The following is a 12,206-nucleotide window of genomic DNA, read 5'->3' on the forward strand; positions in this document are numbered from 1 at the left end:
CGAGAAGCAGTGCAGCGGCCATGCCAGCTCGGATCTGCGCGTTTGTCGGCTCGTGAGCGAGGCGAATTGTCACGGCGTGCACGGGCCGTCACGCCGCACCCACAGCGTGAGACCGGACAGCTGCACGCGTCCCTCGTCGTCCACGGCTGTGGCGTGGGTGAGCTTGCCCACGGGCGTGCCGTCGGGTGCATCGAGCAAGCAGCTGCCGGCGGGCGCGCCCTCTGGCGCTGCGCCACCCACGACCTCGGCCACCTTGTCGAGCTCTGCCTCCGGGGGCGGAGTCGGATGCAGCGTGCGCGCGGGGATGAACCCCTGCACGGTCACCCAATAGCCGTCATCGTCCTCCATGCTCACGCTCACCTTGGCGCGGTCGCCCTTCTTTTCGATCAAGCGCGCGCTCCAGCCGAACACCCTGCCACCTTGCTCCAGCGTGGCGACGGGAACGCCGCCGGGGTGGGTCAGGACCGCGAGTGGAGCCTTGTCGTAGTCCGCGCCGGGAAACTCGATGTCGTGAGTGTCCGGGGATTGTCGGGGCGGCGCGGAAACGACGTACTCGGTGCCCACGGCGCTCGCCGGCAGCGTGGCGTCGAGGCTCAGCGTGTTGCTCCCGAAGTACAGCTTGGTGCGGACATGGACGCGGCCGCCCCGGGTGTCGATGACGTCCACGGCGATACCGCCGCCCAGGGTGCCGACGTTCTTGCTGCCGTCCACGCCGTCGATGGGCGTCGCGCCGGTAGTGACGCGCGTGAGCGCGACGTCCGGGACCCAGAGCCACAGCTCCGCCGTGGGCAGCTCGGCGATGACGCGCGCCGCGCCGGGCGCCCGGGCGAGCAGCGCCGCGCGGCCCGCGACGTCCGTGGCGGGCGTGCCCCCCAGACGGAAGCTGCCGTGGGTGCCGTCCTTGACGAGGACGGACGTGGTGGCGGAGGCCACCGGCGTGCCGGTGGCCTCCGCCGCGGCGGGCGGCGCCGGCGGCGCCGCGGCGCCGGCGGCGCGGACACTGCGATCGGCGCGGGCGGCGCCATGCGGCGGCGCCGGCGCGGTGCGCCCGCGCACGACACGATCACGACGGCACACGGCAGCAGCGCTCGTCTCATGGCCGCCGAGGGTGCCTCGCCTTCACAGCTCGAGCAAGAACCACTCGAGGTCCGTCCTCTGGAGCTTTTTCCGCACCAGCGGGTGCCGGCAGCGCGAGAGCGCTGCCGGCCGCTCGCTGGTGCGCCGGAAGCAGAAGCGCCGCGGCAGATCGGTGTACAGCGAGCGCGGCGGCCGGTACGTCTGGTCGTCGAGATCCTTGAGGTACGTCCCCGTCTCGTACGTGTTGTAGAACACGCGCCGGATCTGGAGCACTTCGCGCAGGTACCACAGGGCTGCGGCCAGCGTCGCTTCCGCCCACATGCGCGTGTGCGGCGCGAGCACGTGCTCCACGTAGGAGAGCACGTGGTACACGCCGACGTGAGAAGGAAATCCGAACAGCTCCGCGTGGCTCAGCTCTTCCGGGCGGAGGCTCGCGAGCTCGCGAGCCTCCGCCAACGCGTTGCGCACCCAGTCGCTCTGGATCTCCTCGATCAGCGCCTCACTGGAGTCGAAGGCCACGTCGATGCGCGCCCACGCGAGCGTCAGCTCGTGGCGCGCCACCGGGTGCCCCGCGCAGATCCAAGGGTGCTCGTCCCAGAGTCGGTCCCGCGGGTAGGGCGCCACCAAGCCGAAGCACGGCCGGTGGTGGCTCCGCGGGAAGTTCAGCTGCAGGACGAGGTTCTCCCCAGGCCGCGTGGTCTGAAACGCGGCCGGGCGCCACTCCCCGACACGCCGCGCGCCCCAGCGCCCCAGCGTGATGCGGTAATGCTCGACGCTCGGCGCCGAGACGCCCAGGAGCAGGTCCCGCGTGAGCTGCGGCGCGCGCGCCGCCACGTCCTTGACCACGGGCTTGTCGAACAACGCGCTGAAGCGTCCCTGCTTGAGGGCGCGCACACTTTCGCCCTCGTCCGCCGCCCAGGCAAGCAGCAGGAGTGCGTAGCGATCTTTGAAATAGGGGAACACTCTCGGGTGCTTGCGTTCGAGCACCCACTCGATGTCGGCAGTTTCCAAGACGCACCTCGGCGTCGAAGCGCGCGCCAGCGGCACGCGACGGACAAAGCTCGAGCGGTACGCGCCGAGGCGCGCCCAGCTATGGCACCACGCGACGCGCGCTCAGCCGACCGCGAATGGACGGAGGCCGCGCCGCGCGTGGACGGCGAAACTGCGCAAGATGTACAGCTCGGTACGCATGGGGGCTCTCCTGGCGCGCAAAGATATCCGCCGCGGAAGCTCTGTCAAGCGACGGGCTTCGCGCCGCACCAACAAAATCTAGGGGATGGCCACGAAGATCGGTGCGCCGCCGTCGCCGCCGGTGTTCAGGTTCACGCGCGTCGGCTTCTTCCTGAAGAGCGGAAAGGAACCGAGCATCCCGCCTTGGTTGATGTCGACCTGGACGCTGCACGGACCGTTCATGGAGCTGGTGTCTTGCATGTCCCAGGTGCCTTGGTAGCTCGGACCCGTCCCACGAACGGCGGCGCCGGTTTCGTCCTGCACCAGCAAGTACCAACGGCCGTCGTCGGCGAACTCCACGCCCACGGAGTCTTGTGTCGCGTAGAGGAAAGTGCCCGAGCACTGCCACCAACGCCGGCTCAAGCGATAGCGCATCTCGCTGGTGGTGCAGGCATCCGACACCGGCGTGCCCGCCATGGCGCACAGCTCGTCCAGCGTGGCCCCGCCGGAATTCCACGGCTCGTCCAGCACGGCGCCGGAGCCGCCGTTGCCTGCGCCCGCGGCAGTTCCGCCCGCTCCTCCGCTGGCAAGGCCGCCGGTGCCGTGATTGGCGGCGCCACCCGGCAGGGGTTGTTCCGTCTTCCCTCCGCAGGCGGCGACCAACGAGAGCAACGCCGCCCCTACCTTCGTTGCACGATAAGCCATGGGGCAAGCCTAGCACCCAGACAGAATCAGTCGCGCTCGAACACGGGCTCGCCGAAAAGCCAGGTTTGCTCCACTCGCAGGTCACGGGTGACGCGCGGATCCGCGCTCAGCACCGCGATGTCAGCGCGCTTGCCGACCTCCAGGCTACCCACGCGATCTTCCAGCCCCAGGGCCCGGGCGGCGCTCTTGGTGTAGAGCGCCAGCGCTTCGCTCGGCGAGATGGCCTGCTCCGGATGCAGGCGGCGCCCAGAGAGGGTCTTGCGCGTCACCGCCGAGCTCATACCCACGAGGGGATCGAAGTGCGTGACCGGCGCGTCGGAGCTGCCCGCCACCAGCACGCCGGCGTCGAGCAGACGGCGCAGCGGCATGAAGCGCAAGCTCGGCGGCAGGTGCAGGTGGTCGCTGGTGGGCAGCAGCAAGAAGCCGGGTTGCGTCACCACCGTCACCCCTTGGTCGGCAATGCGCCGGACGTGGTCCGCGTCCAAGATGCTCGCGTGCTCGATGCGCGGCCGGAGCTTGCCGCGGTCGTTCCTCAGCGCGGTGAGCGCTTGGCTCACGGCGGCGTTGCCGATGGCGTGCAGGGCGACCGCAAGCCCTTGGCCGGTGGCTTCGGCGACGATGCGCTTCGCGCTTTCGTCGTCGTAGTACATCAGCCCGGTGCGAATCGCCCCCCGGGAGTAGCGCGCGTCCACGTCGGCGCTCGGGCGCAGGGGATCGAGGGATCGACGCAGCAGCGCCGACGCGAGGGTGCGCAGCGCCATGCCCGCGGCCTGCCCCGGCCCCAGGCACAGCGCACAGCGATTGGCGCCGTCGAGGATCAGCTTCAGGGCGCCGGTGGACAGCGCGTCGTCGCCCTCCCCGGTGGTCACGTTGCCCACTCGGTCCCACGCCGGCTCGAGGATGCCGCGATCCGAGCTCGGCATCATCACCACCGGCAGTCGGAAGCCGCGCTCGGCGCGAGCCTTGCGGTACAGGAGCGCGAGGTCGCTCGACACCGTGGCATCGGCGATGCGGGTGATGCCCACGGCGAACAGCTCGCGCTCGTACTCCACGAAATGATCGAGGATGTCGTCGAGCTTCTCCGCGATGCGCGACGCGCGCGCCTTCGCTTCGGCGGGGCCCAGCGCTGCTTCCACCAGGCGTCCAGTGAGCCGCCCACGAGCATCGCGATCGAGCAAGCCGCCGGGAGGGTCGGGGGACTTCGCGTCGAGCCCGAGGAGCGCGAGCGCCCGCTCGTTCACCACGCCTTCGTGGCAGGAGTAGTGATACGCGAACACCGGGTGCTCCGGTGCAGCGGCTTCCAGCTCCGCCGCGGTGGGATGGCGGCGCTCTGCCAGCACCTGCTCGTCGTGCCCGAAGGCGTAGATCCACTTCCCCACCGGTGTGCGCTCGGCCGCTCGGCGAATCTCCGCCAGTAGCTCTTCGATCGCGCGGCTGTGTCGGAGATCCACCGCGCTGCGATGCACGCAGGCGATGGACAGGTGATGGTGCGGATCGATGAATCCGGGCACCGCCACGCGACCGTCGAGATCCACCTGCGTGGCATCGTCGAAGCGCGCGAGAAGCGCCCGCGCGCTGCCCACCGCCGCGATCTTCCCCGCCTCGATGGCGATGGCCTCGGCCGGTTCGGGCGTGAGCACCGTCCCCGTGAGAACGGTGGTCATGGATCCCTGCCTACCAGACCACGCACTTGTTCTGTGGGTTCATCGGCGTTCCGGCTTGGCACGAGAAGGCTTCGGCGAACTCCGGCAGATTCCGGAGCGTCCCGTTCACGCGCCACTTGGGCGGAGAGTGAGGATCGATCTGCGCCGCCATGCGCGCGTACTCGTCGCGCTGCCGGCTGCACCACACCTGGCCCACGCTCAGGAAGAATTGCTGGTCCTCGGAAAACCCGTCGGCAATGCCTTCCTTGGCGTCCTTGCTGAGCTCTCGGTAGGCATGGAAGGCGAGCTTGGCGCCGCCCAGATCGGCGATGTTCTCTCCGAGGGTGAGCTTGCCGTTGAGCTTCACGCCGGGGATCGTTTCGAACTGGGAGTATTCGTGGGCGACGCACTCCGTCTTGTCGTCGAAGCGGTTGCGGACCTCTGCGTTCCACCACTTGCGCAGGTTGCCGTTCTTGTCGAATTGGGAGCCCTGGTCGTCGAAGCCGTGAGTGAGCTCGTGACCCACCACCATGCCCATGGCGCCGAGGTTCACGGGAACGCTCGCCTTCACGTCGTAGAACGGGGGCTGCAGGATCCCCGCCGGGAACACCATCTGGTTCTTCAGCGGGTTATAGTAAGCGTTCACGGTGGGCGGGGTCATCTCCCACTCGCCGCGGTCCACGGGCTTGCCGATGCGCGCCAGGATGCGCGCCTGGTCGAAGGCGCGACCCCGGAGCGCGTTCCCCGCGTAGTCTCCCGCCTTCACCTCGAAGTCGTACGTCTTCCACTTGTCCGGGAAGCCGATCAAGAACGCCATGGCCTCCCGCTTCTCCCGGGCCGCCTGCCGCGTTGGGGTGTCCATCCAGTCCACGTGGCCGAGCTCCTGACCGAAGGCGCTGCCGATGGCGTGCACCAGTGACTCCGCCGCCGCCTTGCTGTCGCCGCCGAAGCGTAGCTTTACGAACGGCTGCCCCAGAAGCTCTCCCAGTGCTTCGTCGGTGGAGTCCACGCAACGCTTCCACCGGGCTCGGATCTCTTTCTGCCCGGTCAGGGCTCGAGCCATCTTGAAGTTCTCGTCGACGAACTTCTTGCCCAGGAGCTCCGCCGTTCCGTTCAGGATTTGCCAGGTGAAGTAGTTCTGCCACTTGGCGACGGGCACCTTGGCGACCAGCTCGCTCACGCCGCGGAAGAACGGCTTGCTGGTCACGTTCACGCTCGGCACGCCCACCAGTCCCACGCCTTTGAGGTAGACGTTCCAGTTCACACCTGGCGACAGCTTCTCGAGCTCGTCGCGGCTCACCTTGTTGTAGAGCCCTTCGGGATCGCGCCGCTCGACCCGCGTCTTGCTCACTTTGGCGAGCCCGGTCTCGATCTCCATCACGTCCGCCGCGGCAGCCTTCGCCCGGGCCTTGGGCATGCCGCCCAGGGTCAACATCGCCTCCACGTGCGCGAGGTACTTCTCTCGAAGCTCCTTCGATTTGTCGTCGTCCTTCGTGTAGTAGTCCCGGTCCGGCAGTCCCAGGCCGTTCTGGTCCAAGTAGGTGAGGTACTCGGTCGCGTCCTTGAAGTCCTGCTCGGCGGAGACGTCGAACAACGCCCAGATCTTGCGCTTGTGGAGCTCGATCAGAAGGGGCGTCACGTCCTTGCTGCTCTTCAGGGCCTTGGCCTTCGCGAGCAACGGTTGGATGGAAGACAGCCCTGCCTTCTCGACCTGAGCTTCGTTCATGCAGGCGCCGAAGTACTCGCCGAGCTTCTTCTCCCCGGGGTCTTCGCTTTTTTCGGCGTTCTGCAAGATGTTCTCGAGGTCCTTCTCGTTGCGCTCGTCGATGGACGAGAAGCTTCGGGACCAGCGCGACTTGTCGGCGGGGATTTCCGTTTTCTTGATCCAGTTGCCGCAAGCGAACTCGTAGAAGTCCGCGCAGGGGTCGGCGCTGCGATCCAAGGCGTCGGCGTCGAGGCCGACAGCCTTCAGGGTGGTGTCGAACCGCTCACGCGCGGGCGGACCCTCGGGCGCGGGGGCTGCCACAGTGGGAGGCGGTGCGGCAACGGGGGGCGCGCTGCCGCCGCAGGAGACCAGGACGACGGTGCTGATGACGGGGAGTGCTCGCATGGCCGCGGGACTCTACGGCAGCTGTGCCCGGGTGTGCCACCGAGTGCTCTGGCACATTGCTGGAATCTGGCCGAAAACCGAGGGGGTGAGCGATCCTGCCGTTTGCGGGTGCTGGCCCGCGTCTTGCTCTAAGGGTTGGGTTGCCATGACAAACTGGGCGAGCTGGGTTCGGGGTCTTTCCGTAGCGCTGAGCGTCAGCGCAGCGGTTTGGGTCGTGGGTTGCGGCCGAGCGGACATCTCCTCCGGAAGCGGTGGAGCGGGCGGGGTCGCCGGCATTGGTGGCACCGCCGGCATCGGCGGCACCGCCGGCATCGCCGGCATCGGTGGTGGTGGTACTGGTGGGACGGTGTTGTGCGGCAACGGCGTCTGCGATCCGTCGGAGTCGCCCGAGTCGTGCCCCAGCGACTGCGCCGGCTTCTGTGGCGACCAAGTGTGTCAGCCCGGTGAGGAGGGATGGTGCCCGGATTGTGATCCCGGCTACTGCGGTGATGGGATCTGCCAGCAGGGGGAAGAGGGTTGGTGCGAGGACTGTGGCACCTGGTACTGCGGTGACGGGGTTTGCCAGCCCGGCGAAGAAGGCTGGTGTCAGGACTGCACCGGCTACTGTGGTGATGGTGTATGCCAGCCCGGCGAAGAAGGCTGGTGCGAGGACTGCGGCGGCTACTGCGGCAACGCCATTTGCGAGCCCGGCGAAGAGGGCTGGTGCCCGGACTGCAATGGCTACTGCGGGGACGGCTTGTGTCAGCCGGGAGAAGAAGGCTGGTGCAAGGACTGCGGCACCGGCTGCGGAAACGGTGTCTGCGAGCCCGGTGAGAACGCCGCTTCGTGTCCCAAGGACTGCCCCGACTATTGCGGGAACGGCTACTGCGGCCCCTACGAGGATCCGTACGCCTGCAATCCCGACTGCGGCTTCTGCGGCGATGGCGTGTGTGGCCTCGGCGAGAGCTCCAAGAGCTGTCCGCAGGACTGCAAGACGCCGGTAGTGTGCGGCAACAAGGTGTGCGAAGCGGGCGAGACGCCTTACACCTGCCCGCAAGACTGCGGCTCCTGCGGCGATGGCCTGTGCGAATACCCCGAGACCTCCTACAGCTGTCCCGAGGACTGCGGCTACCCGGGCTACTGCGGCAACTACGTGTGCGAGCCGGGGGAGACTCAGTACAACTGCCCAACGGACTGCGGCTACCCGGGCTACTGCGGCAACTACGTGTGCGAGCCGGGGGAGACTCAGTACAATTGCCCAACGGACTGCGGCTACCCGGGCTACTGCGGCAACTACGTGTGCGAGCCGGGGGAGACTCAGTACAACTGCCCAACGGACTGCGGCTACCCGGGCTACTGCGGCAACTACGTGTGCGAGCCGGGGGAGACTCAGTACAACTGCCCAACGGACTGCGGCTACCCGGGCTACTGCGGCAACTACGTGTGCGAGCCGGGAGAGACCCCCAAGAGCTGTCCCATCGATTGCGGCAAGGCCTTCTGCGGCAACAACATCTGCGATCCGGGCGAGTCGCCGTACACCTGTCCCCAGGATTGCGGGTACTACGGCTACTGCGGCGACGGGCTGTGTGGTCCCGGCGAGAACATGCAGAACTGCAGCATCGACTGCTACTACCCGCCGCCCCCGCCTTACTACTGTGGCGACGGCATCTGCGCTCCAGGTGAATGGAACACGTGTCCCTGGGATTGCGGCATCTATCCGGGGACTGGGGGAGCGGGCGGTTTCGCTGGTGCGGCCGGCGCCTTCGGGGCTGGTGGCGCGGCACCGTAGTCGCCACTTGATCGAAAGCGTTTGCGCGGGCTGAAAACTTTCAGTCCGCGCGCACGCGTCGTGTAGGCAGGTGTGGTCGGCACCGAAGTCGCGTTGCGACGTCCCAGCGTGGATGGTAGACGCTTGTCTGTTTTCTTCCCGGCTCACGCCGCGGATTCGGAGGACACATGCGGCGTTTCGTCTGGGTATCGCTTTCGGTGCTGGCTCTGGGCTGCGGCAGCTCCACCAGTGGCGGTTCGGGAACTGGTGGCAACGGCGGTGGCGGTGGTGCCGCTCCCCAGTCTCTCGTCAATGGACTGCGGGTCAGCGAGGTCAGCATCTACCAGGGGCTCAAGATCCCCCTGGAGGTCGAAGGCGTCCCGGTGGATCCGCGGCCGACCCCCGTGGTGCAGGGGCGCGAAGCGCTGCTGCGTGTGTTCGTGCAGCCGAATCCGGACTGGCAGCCGCGCGAGGTCATCGTGCGCCTCGAGCTGTCGAACTCCCAGGGCCTGGTAGGAGCGCAGGAAATCCGCCGCGTCGTCAATGGCGGCTCGGTGGAGGCGGATTTCATGAGCGCCTTCAACTTCGATGTCGCCGCCACGGACATCGCTCCGGACACCACGTATTCCGTTGGTATCTACGAGGTCGAGCCGTCGCAGACGGCTCCTTCACCTGGTTCGCGCTTTCCGGAGACGGGCGTCGCTTGGCTGGGCGCGCTGGACGACGGCCCTCAGATCAAGATGGTGCTGGTTCCGGTGCAGTGGAACGCGGATGGTTCCGGTCGTCTGCCGGACGTGAGCGAGGCTCAGGTCGAGAAGCTTCGTCAGCAGATGTACAAGATGTACCCCGTTCGCAAGGTGGACATCCGAGTACGCGAGCCCCTGTCTTGGAACCAGAACGTGAGCGCTTTCGGTCAGGGCTGGGGAGAGCTGCTCCAGACCGTGCTGTACTGGCGCCAGGACGACCTGAAGAACAACGTCGCCAGCGACGACGAGTACTACTACGGCATGTTCAACCCCTCGAACAGCTTCTTCAGTTACTGCCAGCAGGGGTGCGTGGCGGGGTTGAGCTCCGGCTCCGTGAGCCCGAAAGACAGCTTCCTCCGGGGCAGCATTGGCCTCGGGTATCCGGGGGAGTACACCGCGGGCACCTTCGTCCACGAAACCGGTCACGCCCATGGTCGCCTCCACGCACCGTGTCCACCCTTCGGTCAGATCCAGAGCGTGGATCCCGCGTTCCCCTACGGGGACGGCGGCATCGGCACCTGGGGCTACGACTTGCTCACGCACCAGCTGATCGATCCCGGCGGGGCCAGCAAGGACATGATGGGCTACTGCGACCCGACGTGGATCAGCGACTACACGTATACGGCGCTGTTCAACCGCATCGCCGCGGTCAACGGTGTGGCAGACGTCATCACCCTCGCGCCGCAGAAGAGCTGGCAGACCATCAGCATTGCCGCGGACGGGAGTCTGGCCGTTGGCGTGCCGTTCCGCGTGCGTGGCACTCCCGACGGCGAGCCCCGCGAGGTGGAAGTCACGGGGCCGGGAGGCTCGAGCCGCACGGTGACGGGCTACTTCTATCCCTACAGCCACATCCCCGGCGGCATGGTGCTGATCCCGGAGCCACAGGCAGGGGATCGGGCCGTTCGCATCGGCGGTCGCCACCTCGCCCTGTGACGAGCCCACTCGGGTCTTGCGCGGGGGCTTCCGCCCACGGATGATGGGCCCGATGTCCAGCGTCGACGAGTCCCGGGCCACAGCCCTACGCGTGGCCAAATGGCTGGTCGACAAGGGGCGCCCGGACGAGGCCGTGACCTTGCTCAGCGCCTGGGCCGCCGCGGGTCCGAACGACAGCGCGGGCCAGGAGCTCTTGGCCGAGGCGCTGCGCGTCGACCCCAGCGCTCGGGTCGCACAGATGGCCTTCGAGCGCATGGAAGGGATGACGGGGGACCACGGCGCCCTCGACGAGGCCATCGCTCACTTCGACCTGGACGGTCTGAAGAAGCTCGAAGCCGAGATGCACCGCCCGACGTTTCGCCGGGCGCAGATGGGCTTCAACAACAACATCAAGTTCCAGGAGCAGGTCTTCCACGTGCAAACGGAAGACTCTGGTCTGGATCAGCCGCACATCATCACGCACCTGTTCGCGGATGGTGGGCGGGTCATCAAGAGCCACAAGCGCTCCTACGAGGGAGAGGTCCAGCGCGACGACGTCGCGGAGTACGTCCGTTCGCTGATGAAGGCGCAGCACCTCGAAATGTGCTTGTCGCTCCGGGAGGGGAAGTTCGACGCCATCATCGCGGGGCACGAGGTGGGCGGCATGCAGCTACTCACGGAGCCTCCGAACGTCGACGCGATTCGCAAGCTCGCGAGCAAGAAGCAGCAGCGCGCCTCCGCGCCTCCGGCCAAGGTCCAGCCGCCCAAGGCGGAGCCCACGGTGAAGCCCACGCCGCCACCGGTGGCCAAGGCCCCCACCCCAGAGCCGCCCACCGCGGCGCCGGCACCGGAAGCCGGGGCGCACCATTTCACGCTCCACGTCCTTCGCAGCCTGGCGGGCGGTCCCGAGCGTTACACCCCCACGGGAGACGACGCCATCATCGGTCGAGACGGTGCCGTGAGCTTGGAGGGAGAGCACTTCTGTCACGCCCGAGAAGCCCTGCTCCGCTTCGTGAAGGGCCGTCTGTGGCTCACGGATCTCGAGGGCGGGAACGGCGTGTTCCTGCGCATCCGCACCCCGGTGGAGCTGGAGCTCGGGGACGAGTTCGTGATTGGCGATCAGCTGGTCCGCGTCGACAAGAACCCCGTGGCGGACGACGGTCCGGACCCCGATCCCACGTACTTCTACTCGTCCCCGAAGTGGCCTTCGTCGTTCCGCATCGTGCAGATCCTGGAAGGCGGCGCGTTGGGGGCTTGCGTGGTGGCGCGGGGCAACACCCTCCAGATCGGCTCGGCCATTGGAGATCTGGTGTTCCCGGACGATCCGCTGGTGGGCGCCCAGCACTGCGTGGTGGAGGAGCAGGCGGGCAGCGTGGTGCTCACGGATCTGAATTCCCGCACTGGCGTGTTCGTGCGTATCCGAGGCGAGCAGGAAGTGTCCCATGGGGACGAGCTGCTCGTGGGGCGCACCCGCCTGGTGGTCGACCTGAAGTCCTGAGCCCGAGCTTCAGGATTGCGACCTGAAGTCCCGAGCTCGAGCTTCAGGATTGTGTTGGTCCGCCGCGGCCACACCGCGGCCCGAACAAAAAGAAAAAGACCGGAGCCCAATTTGGGCCCCGGTCTTGTTCACGCTCGAACCGAGCTCACTCCGCGGGAGCGTCGCTCGGGGCTTCGGGAGCCTCGGGGGTCTCCGGAGCAGCCGGGGCCTCGGGGGCCTCGGGGGCCTCGGGCGCCGCGGTCTCGGGAGCCTCGGGGGTCGCCGCCGTCTCGGTGTCGGGAGCCTGGGCTTCCGGCATTTCGCCACCGCCGCAAGCAACGGCGAGAGCACACAGGGGGACGGTGAGAGCGAGAACGAAGATCTTACGAATGGCCATTTCTTAGATTCCTCCTCCGAGCCAACACAACTTCGGCGACCCGGACCACCCAAGCAGATGCCCCAGACTCGAAAACCGGCTCAACAAAAAACTCAGATTTCCCAGGTCACGACGGAAGCTCTAGCAATTTCGGTGTGTTACAATTGAGTGCCGAAGGGCGTCGGGGGCCGGTGAAGGGCCGGCTGCCGGGGCTCGGGAGCGACTTTCTCTCGATGTGAGCCG

At 67.5% G+C, this 12,206-nt stretch carries 9 protein-coding genes; 3 read left to right on the plus strand and 6 right to left on the minus strand.

The annotated features are described in order from the left end of the window. Positions 1 to 69 precede the first annotated feature (69 nt). The 5 genes from H6717_32255 to H6717_32275 all read right to left on the minus strand — a co-directional run bounded on the left by H6717_32255 (position 70) and on the right by H6717_32275 (position 6,705). Complete coding sequence (locus tag H6717_32255) at positions 70 to 1,056, minus strand: hypothetical protein (GenBank protein ID MCB9581749.1); 987 nt, start codon at positions 1,054 to 1,056, stop codon at positions 70 to 72. A 63-nt stretch (positions 1,057 to 1,119) separates the two neighbouring features. Beyond that, on the minus strand, positions 1,120 to 2,088 hold the full coding sequence (locus tag H6717_32260) for a hypothetical protein (GenBank protein MCB9581750.1): 969 nt from the start codon (positions 2,086 to 2,088) through the stop codon (positions 1,120 to 1,122). Positions 2,089 to 2,346: 258 nt separating this feature from the next. Next, a complete protein-coding gene (locus tag H6717_32265) occupies positions 2,347 to 2,952 on the minus strand; it encodes a hypothetical protein (protein ID MCB9581751.1) in 606 nt (201 codons plus the stop codon). 26 nt (positions 2,953 to 2,978) lie between these two features. After that, positions 2,979 to 4,616: an amidohydrolase gene (locus tag H6717_32270; protein ID MCB9581752.1), complete on the minus strand. Its 1,638-nt coding sequence runs from the start codon at positions 4,614 to 4,616 to the stop codon at positions 2,979 to 2,981. Positions 4,617 to 4,626: 10 nt separating this feature from the next. Then, the gene (locus H6717_32275; GenBank protein ID MCB9581753.1) at positions 4,627 to 6,705 is read right to left on the minus strand and encodes a M13 family metallopeptidase; all 2,079 of its coding nucleotides are present in this window, start codon (positions 6,703 to 6,705) and stop codon (positions 4,627 to 4,629) included. 145 nt (positions 6,706 to 6,850) lie between these two features. Between H6717_32275 and H6717_32280 the strand changes: the two genes are divergently transcribed. From H6717_32280 to H6717_32290, 3 genes are all read left to right on the plus strand, one after another. After that, entirely contained in the window at positions 6,851 to 8,473 is a 1,623-nt protein-coding gene (locus H6717_32280) for a hypothetical protein (protein MCB9581754.1), read from the plus strand. A 167-nt stretch (positions 8,474 to 8,640) separates the two neighbouring features. Beyond that, a complete protein-coding gene (locus H6717_32285) occupies positions 8,641 to 10,131 on the plus strand; it encodes a hypothetical protein (GenBank protein ID MCB9581755.1) in 1,491 nt (496 codons plus the stop codon). A 52-nt stretch (positions 10,132 to 10,183) separates the two neighbouring features. Next, positions 10,184 to 11,608, plus strand: coding sequence for an FHA domain-containing protein (locus H6717_32290; protein ID MCB9581756.1), 1,425 nt, complete (start codon positions 10,184 to 10,186; stop codon positions 11,606 to 11,608). A gap of 145 nt (positions 11,609 to 11,753) precedes the next feature. Here the strand turns inward: H6717_32290 and H6717_32295 are convergent, their stop codons facing one another. Continuing rightward, positions 11,754 to 11,984: a hypothetical protein gene (locus tag H6717_32295; protein MCB9581757.1), complete on the minus strand. Its 231-nt coding sequence runs from the start codon at positions 11,982 to 11,984 to the stop codon at positions 11,754 to 11,756. Between the last annotated feature and the right edge of the window lie 222 nt (positions 11,985 to 12,206).

The organism is Polyangiaceae bacterium (assembly GCA_020633235.1).
GTDB lineage: Bacteria > Myxococcota_A > Polyangia > Polyangiales > Polyangiaceae > JACKEA01.

Coding starts and splice junctions, on each gene's coding strand:
- H6717_32280 (MCB9581754.1), top strand. CDS start 6,851: ATGACAAACTGGGCGAGCTGGGTTCGGGGTCTTTCCGTAGCGCTGAGC.
- H6717_32290 (MCB9581756.1), top strand. CDS start 10,184: ATGTCCAGCGTCGACGAGTCCCGGGCCACAGCCCTACGCGTGGCCAAA.
- H6717_32265 (MCB9581751.1), bottom strand. CDS start 2,952: ATGGCTTATCGTGCAACGAAGGTAGGGGCGGCGTTGCTCTCGTTGGTC.
- H6717_32275 (MCB9581753.1), bottom strand. CDS start 6,705: ATGCGAGCACTCCCCGTCATCAGCACCGTCGTCCTGGTCTCCTGCGGC.
- H6717_32295 (MCB9581757.1), bottom strand. CDS start 11,984: ATGGCCATTCGTAAGATCTTCGTTCTCGCTCTCACCGTCCCCCTGTGT.
- H6717_32285 (MCB9581755.1), top strand. CDS start 8,641: ATGCGGCGTTTCGTCTGGGTATCGCTTTCGGTGCTGGCTCTGGGCTGC.
- H6717_32270 (MCB9581752.1), bottom strand. CDS start 4,616: ATGACCACCGTTCTCACGGGGACGGTGCTCACGCCCGAACCGGCCGAG.